This window comes from Mucilaginibacter sp. R-33, assembly GCF_049949235.1.
Taxonomy (GTDB): Bacteria; Bacteroidota; Bacteroidia; order Sphingobacteriales; family Sphingobacteriaceae; genus Mucilaginibacter.
In genome coordinates this window covers 4,021,367-4,037,535 of record NZ_CP188089.1, presented here as the reverse complement: position 1 = coordinate 4,037,535, position 16,169 = coordinate 4,021,367, and the positions used below count along the sequence as shown (strand labels likewise).

Here is a 16,169-nt window from a genome sequence, read left to right as displayed (position 1 = left end):
ACATGGACAAAAACGGCTATTGCTTGGACAAATCCGCTACGATGGAAATGCCCGTTTTATCGCGAAAGGTTTGGGGCGATACTTTAGTGAACTTTTTAAAAACCCGGCTAAAATAAAACTCGTCCTGAAATTTAAGGTTGTAGGCAATTTCTTTGATGCTTTGCCGGGTTAAATGAAGCTGTTTTTTTGCTTCGAGGATCAGCCGTTCCTGGATAAGTTGTGATGGTGATTTGCGAAAGTATTTGGTACAACGCCGGGTTAACGTATCGGGTGACATAGCGAGTAATGATGCGTAGTCTGAAGGTTTATGGAGATCAAGATAGCGCTGATTAAGCAGTGCCTGAAACTTTTCCATCAGTTCGTCTTTTTGGGGCTTATCCTGATCAGTATTGATAGCATTTATTTTTATGCTGCTGGCCTTGGCTAAGAAAAGTTGCAGATAGGCTCTCAATACAATTTCGGATGGCTGCGGCTGCATGAATTCATCGTTCATCTGCATCAATAACAGCTCAAACACTTTTACATCCTGTGGGGTAAGCGCAACAATTGGATCAATATAGATATTGTTAAATAATAACCCGTTGCAGGCTACTTCTTCACGGTGGTACTCGATACAATAAAAATCACTGTGAAACTGTAAGATGTTGCTTTTTATGGCGCGGCACTCATCTACATAAATAATCTGCAGCGGGGTCGAAAACAACAACACCGGGCCTGTAAAAGGGAATGCCCCAAAATCTGCATGGAAAATACCTGACCCTTCAGGAACGAGGTAAACGGTATATTCAGAAAACTGGGCAGGCGTACATAAAATATCTTCCTGTACATCCCGTAATCCAAGTAAAAATTCACCGGTTTTATCGTGGATTGCTTTCAATGGCCAATGATTTATGGCACTAATATAAATATACTCTGCTTTTTATAGCGACAACGACTTTTATGAGGCCGAGTTTGCGCTCAAAAATTACAAAACATCAATAGATGCTGCCGTTTGTTGACAGCTTTTCGGATGAAATAAAAAAAGCGAGGGATTGTGCGATTCCCTCCCCTGGGAGGGTGCAGGGAGGGGTTCATTCACAGACTTATTCGCCTGAAACGACGTATAAACCCCTCCCCGCCACCACGAAATCCAACCGCACCCCTCCCAAGGGAGGGAATTAAAAATCTTCCGAACACTTCTGGTGACAACACCAACAATAGCGGGGGCGCTCAGTAGTGCGAATGTTAAACACTCACTCTAACCAACTCCTCTAAAGCTCCGCATAAGGTATCAATCTCCTCCTCAGTATTATAATAATGCACGGAAGCCCTTACAATATTATTTAAGTGGTTTTTATTCATGTAAATGAGGGTTGAAACCGCCTTGCCAACTGATACGTTGATGTGCTTTTCGGCCAGCTTGTTTTTTACCGTTGCGGCCTCCATGCCATCTACCGAAAAAGTTACGATGCCGCATAACCCATCGCCAAAATCATGAACGGTTATGCCATTAATATTTTTTAGTTTTTCGCGTAGTAAGCCGGCTAAATATTGCACCCGCTGCCAGGTACGGTCAACACCAATATTGAGCGCATATTCAACCGCCTTGCCAAGGCCAAGCGTTAAAGCGCGATTTTTTTCATACACCTCAAAACGGCGGGCGTCGTCGCGCGGTTTAAAATCAGTTTCGGTTACCCATTGAGTAGTAAAGCCATCCAGGAAAAACAGTTTCAGCTTATCCTGAATTTCTTTGCGGACATACAGAAAGCCCGTACCCCTCGGCGCCCGCAAATACTTCCTGCCGGTTACGGCCAGCATATCGCAGCCAATGGCCTGTACATCCAGCGGCACATGGCCCACGCTCTGGCAGGCATCAAGCAGGTACAAAATATTGTGTTTGCGCGCTATCCTGCCTATCTCTGCTACCGGTATCATACCCCCTGCGGTTGAGGGGATATGGGTTACGGCTATCAGCTTTGTCCGGTCAGAAATAGCATCTTCCAAAGCCTGCAGCCGGAAATTACCCTGATCATCATTAGGGATCACTTTAAACTCAACACCCAGTGTTTTTTTAGCATGCAGCAAACCTATCAGGTTGGTTACATATTCCATTTCGCAGGTAATGATCTCATCGCCGGGTTTAAAATCAATGCCGTTAAAGGCAAGCCACCAGCCGATACTGGCGTTTTCAACAATGGCAATTTCATCCTTGCGGGCGTTGATGAGTCGGGCTATGAGGTTGTAGGTGTTTTCAAGCTCTTCGCGGTATGTGTACTCGGTTTCGTAGCCGCCGTTTTGCGCTTCTTCGTACAGGTAATCTATCACGGTATCAACCACCACATCGGGGTGCAGGGACGAGCCTGCATTATTGAAGTGGATGGTTTTTGTTGTGCCCCGGGTTTCGGCCCTAAGTTGCTGTACTTCCTGTTCGCTTAGTATATTTTTCATCAGGTTTAGTTATTTGTAAAGTTTATTTCCATCATGATATCGGCACGTTTGTAGGTGCCGGGTTCAACAGGGATTTCGGTAAAGCCCAGTTTGCGGTAAATGTGGATGGCGTTTTCGAGCACCCTGTTCGAAAACAGTACCAACTTTTTTACACCCAACTCACGCGCTTTATCAATACCGGTTTGACATAGAAACTGACCGGCGCCAGCCCCGCGACTGTCTTTATCAACCGCCATTTTGGTAAGCTCGTAAACGCCGTCTTCCATATACCGCAATGCTACTGTGCCAATAATTTTTTGGTTCGAAGTGACAAAGTAAATGCTGCCGCCTGTTTTAATGATGGCCTCGTCGGGATTTTCCAATACCCATTTATCAAAAGGCTCAACGGTAAAATACTCTTCGAGCCATGCCTTGTTAAACTTTTCAAAGTAGGGGGCATGTTGTGGCTGATAACCGATAACCTGTAGTTCCATGTGCTTAATTATTTGATCAATACAAAATAAAAACATCCGACAATGGCAAAACAGATGCAGTTTTATTAATTTTGAGCATAACAGATTTTTGTATGGAAAGCCCGGTACTCAATACAGATAATGATTTTTTATACGCGCAGATAGCTGCCCGGATCGAAAAGCAGATTAAACAAAACCTGCTCAAACCCGGCGATAAGCTGCCATCGGTAAGGGCGCTGAGCCAGGAACAGGGCATCAGCATGAGTACTGCTTATAAAGCTTATGTTGAGTTAGAGAACCTGGGGTTGATAGAGGCACGTACCAAATCGGGCTACTATGTAAAATACCTGCCCGCCCGTTTTGCGAGTGTGCCCGAAACCAAACCTCCGCTTAAAAAGGTTAAACAGGCCAGCGTTGCTGAAATGATTGCGATGGTTTACCGTAACATGTCGGAAGACAGCGTTTTGCAGCTCTCGCGCTCATCGCCGCCGCTCAGCCTGATCCCGCTGGCCAAGCTCAGTAAATCCATGATGGAATCTATCCGTAATAGTCCATCAGGTAATATCACTTATGAAAACCCGCAGGGTAATATCGCTTTGCGCAAACAGGTGGCTAAAAACGCTTTTAATTGGGGTGGTAATATTACCGAAGATGATGTGATCACAACACAGGGCTGCCTGGAAGCTTTAATATTTTGCTTAAGGGCGCTCACCAAGCCCGGCGATACCATTGCCATTGAAAGCCCTACTTATTTTGGGATTTTCAATGTGATGCTTAGCCTGGACCTGAAAGTATTGGAAATTCCGGTTAACCCCGATACCGGCCTCGACCTGGAATATCTGGAACGGGCTATGAATGAAGTGCCAGTAAAAGTATGCCTGTTTGTTACCAATTTTAGTAACCCGATAGGGGTTTGCATGCCCGATGAGCGTAAGCAGCAACTGGTGCGCCTGCTTGCTGAAAAGCAAGTTCCCTTAATTGAGGATGATATTTATGGTGAGATCTATTTTGGAAAAAGCCGTCCGCGCACCTGCAAAGGTTATGATAAGGATGGCTGGGTGATCCTTTGTTCATCGGTATCCAAATCAATAGCGCCCGGTTACCGGGTGGGGTGGTGCATACCACCGGCAAGATTTAAAGAACAGGTATTGAATATCAAAATGATGCATTCAATAGCATCGGCAACACCAACGCAAGCGGCTATCGGCCATTTTTTTGAAACCGGAAGGTATGATTTGCACATGAGGCATTTGCGCAAGGCTCTGTATACACAGTGCTTGCGATATACACAGGCTATAGCCGCACATTTTCCGTCGGGTACCAAAATAAGCAGGCCACAAGGCGGTTATGCCCTTTGGGTTGAACTGGATAAAAAAGTAAACGCTTTCGAACTTTACCAATTGGCCATAGAGCACAATATCAGTATTGCCCCCGGCCAAATCTTCAGTGTGGACGGGCGTTTTACCAATTTTATCCGCATTAGTTTTGGGTTAGCTTTTGATGAGATGGTTGAAGAAAGTTTTAAGGTGTTGGGGAGATTGGCGAATGGCCTTATATCCTGAACTACAAACATCACCAAATAAACTTAATTTTTTCTGAATGGCTGATTAGTAATAAATTAGTGTTTTATCTATGGTTGTGCCAAATAGCTATCTATAAGGCATTTATTAAATTTTTATTGTATTTTAAGTTCTGTTTTTAAAAGACGGCAGCACGTTTTAATGGTTATCCCCTTTATCATGAAATTTAAATTTTTACCGCTATGTGTTGCTGTTGTGTGTGTAACAGGACATCTGTGTGCGCAATCTTCAGCCTCGTTGCAATCGCAAATTCAAAAAAGCAAAGCTGATACCGGCAAAGTGAAGCTGTTGCTTGCTTTAAGCCGTGTTATCCTGCTCAAGTCGGGCGCGGGAGCAAAGGAAACAGATAGCTCTTACCGGTTTATGAAACAAGCCGAACAATTAAGCATTCAGCTTAATGATGTTAAAGGGCAGGGGAATGCTGCGTTGATGGCAGCAATGATCAACAATAAAAAGGGCGATCATAAAGCTGGTGCTGCATTGGCCCAAAGGGGGTTTAATTTTTTTAAGTCGATAGATGATTTGCCGGGTATGGCCGAAGCTTATGTCATTATTGGGCAGCATTATGGAAATGAAGGCCAGGACCTGGATAAAAAAATAGCCTATTATCAAAAAGCCATTGATATTTTTAGGCAAGCAGGTTTAAAAGACAGGGAAGCTACAGCTATGGTAGATATGGCCGATCTGCAAAGCATAAAAGGATCATATGATATTGCTGTTAAAAACCTGCGCACGGCATTGGCAATATACCAATCGATAGGGAAAAAAGACCTGGATGGTTTGTACAACCTGCTTGGAGGGTGCCTTACCTTCCAGGGAGATGCTGATAACGCTCTGAAGTATCAGTTGAAAGCGGTGAGGCTTGCCGAAGGCCGCGGTGATACCAGTTTGCAAATGTGTACAATATACAATCGGTTCGCCCTTTCGTACTATACGCTGCATAAATTTGGCGATGCCATTTTTTATTTTGATAAGGCTGTAAAAATTGCCCAAAAATATAATGACACAGCTTCAATAGTTGTAATAAACGGTAACCTGGCCATGAGCTACTATAAAATGGAACAGCCCGAAAAAGCGCTTGCACGGCTGCAATTGCTCAAAAACATGAACCTGTTTACAACAACGCAGGAAAGATTTGAAAACTATTATGATTTTTGCCTGGTTTACATGAGGCTTAAACAATATAAAATGGCCAAAGTGTACATCGACAAAATGGAGGCGTCAAAAAAAGATGCAGGGGCAAATTATACCGAGATGTTAAGGTCATATATTAATTATTATATCGCCACAGGGCAGTATAATAAAGCGTATCCCTACCTGCAGGAAAATGAAAGTTTTTATCAAAAAACCAAGGTGCTGTCTTTTTTGGCACAGAACCATCTCAACTGGTTTAAGGCCGACTCGGGGATGGGCAGGTACCAAAGTGCTATTAAGCATTACCAGCGCTACAAAATGCTTACCGATTCGGTTTACCTGGTTAACAATAACAAGCACACCTCCTTTTTGCAAATTGAGTTTGATACGGATAAGAAGAATAAAGACCTGCAACTGCAGGCCAAGGATATACAACTGCTCAAAAACAACGAGCAGTTGCAGCGCAGCCGGTTTTTAGCAGCCCAGGCCGATCGTAATTTGCTTATTGGAGGCTCGGTAATGTTGTTGCTTTCGCTGGGGGTTGGTTATAATCGTTATCGTTTAAAGCAGCGCAGCAATGTACGCTTACAGGTACAGCAAAACGAAATTAACAAGCAAAATCAATCATTGCAGCTGTTGAACCGTAAACAGGAAAAATTACTTAATGAAAAAGAATGGTTGCTCAAAGAGGTACATCACAGGGTTAAAAATAACCTGCAAATTGTGATGAGCCTGTTAAGCGCGCAATCGGCATACCTGGAGAACAACGCGGCCATTGAAGCCATCACTGAAAGTCAAAACCGGGTGCAGGCCATAGCGCTTATACACCATAAATTGTATAGTGCTGATAATGTGGCCAGCATTTATATGCCATCATACGTAACCGATCTGATCCGCAACCTAACCGATTGTTTTGACTCGGTTGCCCGTCGTATCAGGTTTGAGCAGGTGGTTGAACCCATTTATCTCGATCTGACCCAAGCCGTTCCGTTCGGCCTGATACTTAATGAAGCCATAACCAATGCTATCAAGTACGCCTTTAGCAGTGAAGGCGGGCAGATCGTCGTCGCGTTGAACCGCGTAGGCGAAGACGGTGTGATACTAACTATTGCCGACAACGGAAAAGGGCTGCCGGCCGGCTTTGATCTTAAAACAGTTACCTCATTAGGTATAGAAATGATGAAGGCCTTAAGTAAACAACTGGGAGGCACTTTTAAAGTTCAAAATAAGTCGGGTGTTACTATCAGTGTTGAATTTAAAATTGAGAAAGTAAGGCACCATAGCGAGTTAGAAAGCAATTTCTTATAATGATCTTTATTTGCAATGCGTTGTTTCCGCGTGTTTAAATGATTCGTCGAGCAATTGCCTGAGCACAGTATTATCTATATCGGTCAGTTTAACAATATGCGTACAGCCGCCGCTTTGCTTGTGCTTACCTAATTTTTGCAGTAACTGTTCCTTGCTCTCAAAGCCTGGAAGATAGAGCGTTAAAGAACTTTTACGGGGCGAGAAAGCTATAAGCGGGGCATCACCCTCACGGCCGCTTTCATATTTGTAATGATAGCTGCCAAAGCCCACAATGGCCGGCCCCCACATTTTTGCTTTGTGGCCGCTGGCTTCTTCCATTAGCGCGGTCAGCTTAAAGCTGTCGGCCCGTTTGCTCTCATCGGCAATGGTGTTGATGAAATCGCTTACGCTTGCTACGTTTTCCGTGGTTTTATTGGTGTTTTTGGCCATGGCTTAAGCAGGATAAAGGTTAAAAACGGATATATAAATATATCACGAAAATTTTATTTTATCCCACAGTTTATTGGCGACAACCTGCCGGATCACCTGTTCGCGGTAATTGCGGCTTATAGGGATGCGGTGCTGACCGATAAAAATATCATTCCCTTCAATACCATCAATTTTACCGGTTGATACAATGTATGATTTATGTACACGGATAAAGAGCTTGCTATCTAAATTTTGTTCAAGGCTTTTGAGGTTAAGCAGCGTGATATATTTGCCTTTGACAGTAAATATGGTAACGTAATTTTGCATCCCCTCCACGTACAGGATTTCATCAAAGTAAATCTTTTCGTATTTATTACCGCATTTGATAAAAAAGTAGCCTTCATCCGCTTCCGTTTTTGGCGCGCCGGGCTGGGCCCAATTGTTAAGCAGGCGGTGATAATCTTTAGCCTTATTGGCCGATTTAAAAAATCGGTCGAACGTGATGGGCTTTAGGAGGTAATCGAGCACATTGAGCTGGAAACCTTCAAGCGCATAGCTCGGGTAGGCTGTGGTGATAATTACCATCGGTGGCTTCTGCATGATCTTTAAAAAATCAATACCGTTCATTTTCGGCATCTGGATATCCAAAAATATCAGGTCGATAGCCTGGTGGTCAAGTAGCTTGATCAGTTCGAGCGGGTTTTCGCAGGTGCCGGTTAAATTCAAAAAATCAACCTCGCGTACATAGCTGGCTAATCCTTCGCGGGCTAAGGGCTCATCATCTATTATTACACAGTTCATCATAGTGAGGCCATTTGAAAGGTTGCGGATGATTGTTCCAGTTCGGTTAAAGTTAATTGCAGGTGTACCTCAAAGCGGTCTCCGGTATTTTGGATCTCCAGCTTATGAAGATCGGGGTAAACCAGGTCAAGCCGGCGCTTTACATTTTTCAGGCCGATACCGCCATAGTTCACAACCGCGGTTCCCGAGTCGTTTGATGCGCTGTTGGCAATGTAAAAAGCGAGCTGATCGTTTTTCAGTCCCAATCTAATCGCAATCCAGTTAGGGTGCTCTGCGTCTTTGGATACATGCTTAAACGCGTTTTCTACAAAGGTCATCAATATAAAGGGGGCTATGCCTAAATGACCGGGCATCGGCTCATCTGCTTCAAAGGTAACATGCACATTATTGTTTTGCCGAAGCTTTTCCAGCTCGATAAAGTTTTCGAGATAGCTAAGCTCTTTTCCTAAAGAGATTTGCTGGTCGTTGCATTCGTACAACTGGTACCGCAGTAATTCAGAAAATTTGGCCAATGATGCTGATGCCATACCTGGGTTTTTATGGATCAGGAAAAATATAGAGTTGATGCTATTGAACAGGAAATGCGGGTTAAACTGGTATTTCAGGAATTTAAGTTCGGTTTCCAATTTCTCTTTTTCGAGCAACTGCTGGCGGTGCTGGGTTTGCAGCCAGTTTTTGGTGAGTTTGATACTCATACCCAAAGTCGTACTGGCTACGGTAGAGGGGAAGGAGGTATTATAGAAACTCATAAAATTGCCCGGATCAACGCCAAACATTTTTTTTACTGAGCAGCCTGCAAAAAAAGCACTTAAATAATAGCCGCCGTTAATAAGTGATGATGTGCCGATGATGGTTAGCGAAAGATAAATTACATATTGGGTAAGCCGCTCTTTTTTCATAAACCGCGGCATTAAGAAGTAAAGGTTAAAATATACCGCCAGCGCCTGGAAAACTACATAAGCCAGGATCTTGACACTATAAGCCGAAAAAAACATGGATTTGGCCGCTGCCACAGGGTTAGCCACCGCTATAGTAAACCAAAAATAATGGTACACACACCAAAACGGGATATGGTACAGCTTGTATTTAAACAGCCAGTTTTGGTTTAAAGTATCAACGGATAAACTGTTCATATTCTCGTTTAATTGTTTGAGATGCTATATCTCTGCCACTGTAAGTGCCGGTACTGCCTACTTTATAAGAAAAAAAACCGTCATTGCGAGGTACGAAGCAATCCCCGATAAGCAGAGCAACCAAGCAAGTTCCTCTGTATAGTTTGGGATTGCTTCGTTCCTTATAATGACGTGATTGTAAGTTATTGATTATTAAGTATATTTTTCTTGATGGATTTTATAACATGGGCGTTGCCTGCGGCCCGGGCTTTCTGTTGCAAGTCCTCGCCTTTCCGCCCGCAACCCCTTTGCGCGCTCCGGGCTTTACACTGCAATTCCTAACGCGGCCCACGCGCAACACCGTTAAAATATATTTTACATGTCATTTCATTTTTTTTCAGGTTCCCTGATGGGTACTCGCAATGACGGCCGTTATATAGTGCCCCGTACCTGTAGGGGCTCGCAACAACGGCTGTTATAAACTGTTTCCCGTCCCGTCAGGGTCTCTCGCAGAGGACCCTGAGGCCCAGCGCGTTCCAATATCCTACCTAAAGATACAGCAATTGCACTGATTTATATTTCGTTATTGTATCAACCTGCACAAATAATTGACCAAATGCAGGCTTTAACTTATAAGCCGTAAAAAAGGCAGTATAGTTTTGGTTTTAAACCGATTAACCCGCTTCTGCGTATCTCATCAATTATCTCATGTCACTCATCATTCATGTTTTTTAAAGTTTAAAGCACTGTTTTTATTTGCCGGCATAACCTCCAAAAAGGTTACACACGCCATATGAAAACTTTATGCATCAGTCTGTTACTTATTTGCCTGGCACAAATAGTAAATGCCCAGGTGTCGGGCAGGGTTACCACAGCCGGCAGCCAGCCCTTGCCATATGTCACTGTATCGCTTGTCAGAACTGCAGATTCATCTTCAGTTAAAAGTATGCTTACCAATGAGCAGGGAGGCTATAGTATTGCGGATGCCCCTTCCGGAAATTATCGGTTGCGGTTAAGCAGTATCGGTTATCAAACCTGGGTTTCATCCCCTTTTAAAATCAGCGGGAGCAGTGATGCAAAATATCTTGCTGTTATTGTAATGAAGGAGGACACCCGGCAATTGGGCGAGGTGGTAGTGCGGGCAAATAAGCCATTGTACCAGCAGCGCAGCGATGGCTTAGTGGTAAATGTTGAAAGCAGCGTGCTTACCAAAGGCAGTACGGCCCTGCAGGTGTTGGAACGATTGCCGGGTGTAACTATCGATCATCGGGATAATGGTATTGCCCTGAACGGTAAAAGCGGGGCTACTGTAATGATCAACGGCAAACTGGTGCGTATGCCGCTTGCCCAGGTCACGAATTTGCTTAACGGTACCAGTGCCGATAATATTGAGAAAATAGAACTGCTGAGCACCCCGCCCGCCGGATACGATGCCGAAGGCAGTGCCGGCATCATCAATATTGTAATGAAGAAAAGCAAAAAGCAGGGAACAAACGGCTCCTATTCCTTAACCGGCGGTTACGGCATGGGCGAGAAAGGTACTGCCGGCATCAACCTCAATCATAACACCAAAAATGTTAACCTGTACGGCTCCTATACTTTCCAGCACGACAGGACCTATACCGATCTTTTTATCACCGGAAGCCAATACATGCCTTTTATCGGCGGCAATGCCGAGGTAGAGTTTTACACAAAAACTAAAAGGATCAGCAATAACCACAATGCCACCCTGGGTACTGATATTAAGCTGGATCATAAAACTACCCTTAGCGGTACACTGAGCTACAACAATAGCCATTCGCCTACTTATACCTACAGTAATGCGGGCTATAAGATCCTGCCCGATTCATTGCTCAGGTACATTGGGCATATTAACGGGAACGGGCGCTGGGATAACCTCACCAGCTCGCTCAATATTGAACGCGTGTTGAAGGAAGGGGAGAAGATAAGCATGGAAGCTGATTACATCCATTATGGAAATAACAGTCCAAGCGAAGTTAATACTTCCTTTGTAAACAAAAACGGTGAGCAGGTGTACGCCAATAACAGCGTAAGCGCGCAAAGGCAACGCGGATTTGCCAATACGGCCATCAACGTAGGCGTGTTTAAAGCCGATTATACCAACCAGCTATCACCCTTGCTAAAACTGGAAACAGGCATTAAAGGCACGCATACCGGCAGTTCAAGCTCATCAGGTATCGAAAGTTTTAACAATGGGGTTTGGGAACGCAATATGCAGACCGCCGCGAACATATACATGAAGGAAGATATTGGCGCGGTTTATCTGTCCCTTACCTGGCAACTGGGCAAAAGCATAAGCCTTAATACCGGCGCGCGTTATGAATATTCCTATACCAATATGGATAACCCGCAAACCGGCGGCAATATTGTAGACCGTAAACTGGGAAAGCTGTTTCCGACAGTGCTGTTTACCAAAAAGCTGGGCGACCGGTCCGAATTGCAGCTGTCTTACACCAAAAGGATCAGTCGTCCATCATATGACGACCTGGCCTCATACTTTGCATACAGCGACCCTACGGCGGTTTACACCGGCAATCCTTTTCTTAAACCAACCATCACCAATAATATAAAACTGGGCTATAACTATGGCGACTATAGCTTTTCCCTGCTTTACAGCCGGGATGATAATGCCATAGCCCGCTATCAGCTCAGCGAAAGCCCTGCGCACGATATTTTGTTCATCTCGCCACAAAATCTGCCGTATCAAAACTACTTTACCTTGCAGGCCAATGTGCCGGTTAAAGTGAGCAACTGGTGGGAAATGACCTATAGCCTGGTTGGCGGCCTAAGGCAGTTTAAGGAGGATTATACTTTACATCCATTAACCAAATCATACTTCGGATATTCCTTTAATTTTAACCAGTTGTTTAAGTTGTCCGGCAGCTTTTCGGCAGAGGCATCGGGCCAGTACAATTCCCTGGCGTACAATGGCACAACGAGGGTTGATGGTTTTGGGGTGATCAATGCAGGGATCAAAAAAGAGCTGAAAAATAACGGGGGCAGCTTGCAGTTATCAGTGGCCGATGTGTTTAGTGCCGCACAGATCCATGTGCGGTACGGCACACTTACACGTGAGGCTTTTGACATAAAGAGCAACGTACTTGTCAATACCGAAACCAGACGTTTCCCGGTAATTAAACTTACTTATTCAAAGTCGTTTGGCAGCACAAGACCCGCGGGCCTGGGGAAACCGGAAAGCGGTTCAAAAGAAGAGAGTGAAAGGATGAGGAGTAACTAAGTCATCTGTTTTATTCGCTGCATTCCTCGCCGACGGCTTTAACCCGAACCTGCGTCGGCCTATCGCTTATGTGTTTTCCTGTACTTTGACGGCGACATGCCAATCAGTTTGGTAAACAGCCTTGAAAAATAATAAGGGTCGTCAAAGCCCAGTTCTGAGCAAATTTCCTTAATGCTCCTGTCGGTAAAGTACAGGTACTGGCAGGAGGTTTGAATCTTGAGCAGGTTAAAATAGTTAATAGGTGATGAGCCTGTTTTTTGTTTAAACAGCCGCAAATAATGTGATGACGAAATTCCCTGCTGTTTCGCCAAATGCATCACTTCAAACTTTTGACTAATGTGTTTTTTCATATAAGCGATGGAGTTGCTCACAAAATCGTTATCATAATCAACCGGGTTGGTTTGCTTATAATACACCAGCGAGGAGATAAAATTGAGCAGGTTGATGTTAACGATCTCCATTTCTTTTTCATGATAGCTGTGTTCAAGCACGGCATAGATCTGCTCGTACAGCTTGATCCGGCTGCTGTCGTACGGAACGGATTGTACCGCAGGCTGCCCGTTTTCGAGCGAGCGCTCATAGATCAGGTGCGAATTTAGCCCGCTGAAGTGTACCCAGTAAATGCTCCAGGGATTGGTTTCCGAGCTTTTATAACGATGTGCCACGTTACGGGGGATAATGAAAAAAGTATTGGGTTTAAGGGTGTGGTCCTGGCCCCCTAAATAAACATAGCCTTCTCCATCAACGCAATAAAGAAAAATATATTCGTTGCTGCCTGTACGGCGTTCACGGTCATGAAAGGCCGCCTTGGGATAATAGCCGATAGCGGTAAGGTAAAAGCCTTTGATCAAAGCATTGCTGGTGATGGCTTTTTTTATGTTTGGTGGCAATACGATCATTTTTTGACCGATAAAGCCTTCTTTGATCCGTTTTTTAGGTTCGGCTATCACATTCATAACGTTGCTGTATAACTGGCGATTAAAGGTATTTATTTTTTTTATCCCGGCAAGATTTTAATACCTGCCGGCAAATGATAGTATTATCCATCACTTTTTAAAGAATATCCATTTTTTTAACACCTGTTTCATAGTAGGTTTACCAAAACCAATTAGGGCTAAAACAAGTCAGGCAAATTATCTGGCTGTTTAATGAAGCTGATAACTTATGAACAAACAATTTAAATATCTGAACGATGGCTGTTAACACCACAACCCGTTTATGGGGGCAGCATAACGGTCATAACGTTTATCTTTTCAAAATTGAAAACGAGAGCGGGGCCTATGTTGAACTTACCAATTACGGCGCGGCCATTGTATCAGTTGTGGTGCCCGACAGGCTGCAGCACTTTGAAAACGTGGTGGTTGGTTTTCCTGACCTGAGCGGGTATTTAACCGATAGCTGCTACATCGGCTCAACCATAGGCCGGTACGCCAACCGTATCAGCAGGGTAAAATTTCAGCTCGAAGGCGAAACTTTTCACCTGGATGCCAATGAAGGTAAAAATTCCAACCATGCCGGTAAAAGCGGTTTTAACTATAGGGTGTTTACTGCCGAAGCTTTTGATAATGGCGTAATGATGACCCTGACCAGCCCTGATGGCGATGGGGGTTATCCCGGTAAGTTGGAGCTTATGGTTATCTATACCTGGAGCAATGATAATGAGTTGCTGATCAATTATAAAGCTACTACCGACAAAGCTACGATAGCAAATTTTACCAATCACGCTTACTTTAATTTATCGGCATTTAAAAGTAAGATCTATAACCACAAACTTACCCTGCTGTCGGATAGTATTGTGGATTTGCACGAAGATTATACGCCGAGCGGGGCAATTATACCAGCCGGGCAAAAGGCTTTCAATAATAACAAGCTGGGCGATAAATTTAATATAGATGAAAACCGTGTTGAGGGCCTTAACCTGTTTTACATTATCAACACTGGAGCCAGGGAGAACGGCTTAACTTATGCCGCTCTTTTAACCGACGAAGCATCGGGCCGTGCCCTTAAAGTTTATACGGATTATCCCGGCGTGTTCCTGTACACCGGTGATTATTTAAGCAGCACTACGCCTATACATACTGGCCAGGGGGCGAAACCTTTTGATGCGTTGTGCCTGGAGTGTCAGCATTATCCGGATAGCATCAATCATCCTGATTTTCCGCAGGCTGTATTGCGGGCAGGCGATGTATATAACCAAAGTATTTTATACAAGTTTGGCACCCTATGAAGCTGAAAGCAAAAGGCAGAAAGCCCAAAGCTTATTTAATAATGGACTGTAATTAAAGTAAATTTATACAGAGAGAAGAAACTAACCAATATCAAATGACCATCGATTTTAAAAAAGAAGTAAAATTTAACAGCGGCTATATTATAGGGATCTCCTTTATATCGGCACTGGGCGGTTACCTGTTCGGCTTTGATTTTGCCGTAATATCGGGTGCGCTGCCGTTCCTCCGCAAGGAGTTTGCGCTTGACCCTGTTTGGGAGGGCTTCCTTACCGGTTCCCTGGCGCTGGGCTGTATCGTGGGCTGTATCATAGCCGGCCGCATTGCCGAAAAATACGGCCGTAAACCAGGCCTGATGGTTGCGGCGTTTATTTTCGCGGTATCGTCACTGGGTATTGCCTTTTCAACCGGGCTCACTTATTTTATCATTCTGCGTTTTGCAGCGGGCATAGGGGTAGGGATGGCATCAATGCTTTGCCCCATGTACATTGCCGAAATTTCTCCGGCACAGGTGCGCGGGCGTAATGTAGCTATCAACCAGCTTACCGTGGTATTGGGCATCCTGATCACCAACCTGTGTAACTATTTTTTGGCCGACAGCGGCGATAATGCCTGGCGCTGGATGTTTGGTTTGGGCACGGTACCTGCCGCGGTATTTTTATTAGGGGTTATAGCCCTGCCCGAAAGCCCCCGGTGGCTGATCAAGGCCGGTCGGCACACTGATGCCGAAAAGGTGCTTTACAAAATAGGCTCCGAAGGTTTTGTGACTTCAACACAGCAGGCCATTGAAAAATCGCTTAGCGGCGTAAAAAAGCAATCGTACCGCGCCGTATTTGAAAAAAGCGTACGCCCCGCCGTATTGATAGGTATTACACTGGCTGTGTTTCAACAGTTTTGTGGCATCAATGTGGTGTTTAACTATACTTCAACCATTTTTGCCTCGGTGGGTTCAAGCTTAAACCAGCAATTGTTTGAAACTGTATCCATTGGTATAGTTAACCTGGTTTTTACCTTGCTGGCCATGTGGCAGGTTGATAAGCTCGGCCGTAAGCCGTTGATGCTCATTGGTTCATTGGGCTTATCCATATTTTATATTGTATTGGCTTACCTGCTGCAAAATCACCTGGCGGCCGGGCTGGTATCCATATTTGTGTTGCTGGCCATCAGCACTTACGCGCTTTCACTTGCACCTATAACCTGGGTACTTATTTCAGAGATCTTCCCTAATAAGATCCGTGGCGCTGCATCAACAGTGGCCATTGTATCGTTATGGGCTGCCTATTTTATATTGGTGTTCACCTTCCCTATACTGGCTAAGGTGCTGGGCACTTACGGGCCATTTTATATGTACGCGGTGATCTGCTTTTTAGGCTTTTTGTTTGTGCTTAAAAAAGTGAGAGAAACCAAAGGCCAAACCCTTGAAGAGTTAGAAGAAAATTTAATAAGACATTAATAATCATAAG

Annotated in this window: 12 protein-coding genes; 5 read left to right on the top strand and 7 right to left on the bottom strand. The window is 44.4% G+C overall.

Annotated features, from left to right (window positions below):
• Positions 1 to 16 precede the first annotated feature (16 nt).
• The 3 genes from ACP26M_RS16695 to ACP26M_RS16685 all read right to left on the bottom strand — a co-directional run bounded on the left by ACP26M_RS16695 (position 17) and on the right by ACP26M_RS16685 (position 2,900).
• Positions 17 to 877 carry a helix-turn-helix domain-containing protein gene (locus tag ACP26M_RS16695; RefSeq protein ID WP_426581587.1) on the bottom strand — a complete coding sequence of 287 codons (861 nt, stop codon included), beginning with the start codon at positions 875 to 877 and terminating at the stop codon, positions 17 to 19.
• Between the two features lie 347 nt (positions 878 to 1,224).
• The gene (locus tag ACP26M_RS16690; protein ID WP_426581585.1) at positions 1,225 to 2,427 is read right to left on the bottom strand and encodes an aminotransferase class V-fold PLP-dependent enzyme; all 1,203 of its coding nucleotides are present in this window, start codon (positions 2,425 to 2,427) and stop codon (positions 1,225 to 1,227) included.
• Between the two features lie 5 nt (positions 2,428 to 2,432).
• Positions 2,433 to 2,900 carry a GNAT family N-acetyltransferase gene (locus tag ACP26M_RS16685; RefSeq protein WP_426581583.1) on the bottom strand — a complete coding sequence of 156 codons (468 nt, stop codon included), beginning with the start codon at positions 2,898 to 2,900 and terminating at the stop codon, positions 2,433 to 2,435.
• 92 nt (positions 2,901 to 2,992) lie between these two features.
• Here ACP26M_RS16685 and ACP26M_RS16680 point away from each other — a divergent pair, with 92 nt between their 5' ends.
• Positions 2,993 to 4,441: a PLP-dependent aminotransferase family protein gene (locus ACP26M_RS16680; RefSeq protein WP_426581581.1), complete on the top strand. Its 1,449-nt coding sequence runs from the start codon at positions 2,993 to 2,995 to the stop codon at positions 4,439 to 4,441.
• A 177-nt stretch (positions 4,442 to 4,618) separates the two neighbouring features.
• On the top strand, positions 4,619 to 6,901 hold the full coding sequence (locus ACP26M_RS16675; RefSeq protein ID WP_426581579.1) for a histidine kinase dimerization/phosphoacceptor domain -containing protein: 2,283 nt from the start codon (positions 4,619 to 4,621) through the stop codon (positions 6,899 to 6,901).
• Between the two features lie 6 nt (positions 6,902 to 6,907).
• Here ACP26M_RS16675 and ACP26M_RS16670 read toward each other — a convergent pair whose 3' ends face one another.
• From ACP26M_RS16670 to ACP26M_RS16660, 3 genes are read right to left on the bottom strand one after another with little or no spacing between them, the layout of a single operon-like run.
• Positions 6,908 to 7,330 carry a DUF1801 domain-containing protein gene (locus tag ACP26M_RS16670; protein WP_426581577.1) on the bottom strand — a complete coding sequence of 141 codons (423 nt, stop codon included), beginning with the start codon at positions 7,328 to 7,330 and terminating at the stop codon, positions 6,908 to 6,910.
• 42 nt (positions 7,331 to 7,372) lie between these two features.
• Complete coding sequence (locus ACP26M_RS16665; RefSeq protein ID WP_426581575.1) at positions 7,373 to 8,113, bottom strand: LytR/AlgR family response regulator transcription factor; 741 nt, start codon at positions 8,111 to 8,113, stop codon at positions 7,373 to 7,375.
• A complete protein-coding gene (locus tag ACP26M_RS16660) occupies positions 8,110 to 9,243 on the bottom strand; it encodes a sensor histidine kinase (RefSeq protein ID WP_426581573.1) in 1,134 nt (377 codons plus the stop codon). The genes ACP26M_RS16665 and ACP26M_RS16660 overlap by 4 nt, the downstream gene beginning before the upstream one ends.
• A 772-nt stretch (positions 9,244 to 10,015) precedes the next feature.
• Between ACP26M_RS16660 and ACP26M_RS16655 the strand changes: the two genes are divergently transcribed.
• On the top strand, positions 10,016 to 12,481 hold the full coding sequence (locus ACP26M_RS16655) for a TonB-dependent receptor domain-containing protein (RefSeq protein ID WP_426581571.1): 2,466 nt from the start codon (positions 10,016 to 10,018) through the stop codon (positions 12,479 to 12,481).
• Between the two features lie 59 nt (positions 12,482 to 12,540).
• Here the strand turns inward: ACP26M_RS16655 and ACP26M_RS16650 are convergent, their stop codons facing one another.
• The gene (locus ACP26M_RS16650; RefSeq protein WP_176622416.1) at positions 12,541 to 13,437 is read right to left on the bottom strand and encodes an AraC family transcriptional regulator; all 897 of its coding nucleotides are present in this window, start codon (positions 13,435 to 13,437) and stop codon (positions 12,541 to 12,543) included.
• A 236-nt stretch (positions 13,438 to 13,673) separates the two neighbouring features.
• Between ACP26M_RS16650 and ACP26M_RS16645 the strand changes: the two genes are divergently transcribed.
• The gene (locus tag ACP26M_RS16645) at positions 13,674 to 14,708 is read left to right on the top strand and encodes an aldose epimerase family protein (protein WP_426581569.1); all 1,035 of its coding nucleotides are present in this window, start codon (positions 13,674 to 13,676) and stop codon (positions 14,706 to 14,708) included.
• 65 nt (positions 14,709 to 14,773) lie between these two features.
• Positions 14,774 to 16,159: a sugar porter family MFS transporter gene (locus tag ACP26M_RS16640; protein WP_426589733.1), complete on the top strand. Its 1,386-nt coding sequence runs from the start codon at positions 14,774 to 14,776 to the stop codon at positions 16,157 to 16,159.
• Positions 16,160 to 16,169 lie beyond the last annotated feature (10 nt).

What these genes read in the sequence shown, in the direction of transcription:
- ACP26M_RS16690 (WP_426581585.1), bottom strand. Translation starts at nt 2,427, where the DNA reads ATGAAAAATATACTAAGCGAACAGGAAGTACAGCAACTTAGGGCCGAA.
- ACP26M_RS16685 (WP_426581583.1), bottom strand. Translation starts at nt 2,900, where the DNA reads ATGGAACTACAGGTTATCGGTTATCAGCCACAACATGCCCCCTACTTT.
- ACP26M_RS16680 (WP_426581581.1), top strand. Translation starts at nt 2,993, where the DNA reads ATGGAAAGCCCGGTACTCAATACAGATAATGATTTTTTATACGCGCAG.
- ACP26M_RS16675 (WP_426581579.1), top strand. Translation starts at nt 4,619, where the DNA reads ATGAAATTTAAATTTTTACCGCTATGTGTTGCTGTTGTGTGTGTAACA.
- ACP26M_RS16670 (WP_426581577.1), bottom strand. Translation starts at nt 7,330, where the DNA reads ATGGCCAAAAACACCAATAAAACCACGGAAAACGTAGCAAGCGTAAGC.
- ACP26M_RS16665 (WP_426581575.1), bottom strand. Translation starts at nt 8,113, where the DNA reads ATGATGAACTGTGTAATAATAGATGATGAGCCCTTAGCCCGCGAAGGA.
- ACP26M_RS16660 (WP_426581573.1), bottom strand. Translation starts at nt 9,243, where the DNA reads ATGAACAGTTTATCCGTTGATACTTTAAACCAAAACTGGCTGTTTAAA.
- ACP26M_RS16655 (WP_426581571.1), top strand. Translation starts at nt 10,016, where the DNA reads ATGAAAACTTTATGCATCAGTCTGTTACTTATTTGCCTGGCACAAATA.
- ACP26M_RS16650 (WP_176622416.1), bottom strand. Translation starts at nt 13,437, where the DNA reads ATGAATGTGATAGCCGAACCTAAAAAACGGATCAAAGAAGGCTTTATC.
- ACP26M_RS16645 (WP_426581569.1), top strand. Translation starts at nt 13,674, where the DNA reads ATGGCTGTTAACACCACAACCCGTTTATGGGGGCAGCATAACGGTCAT.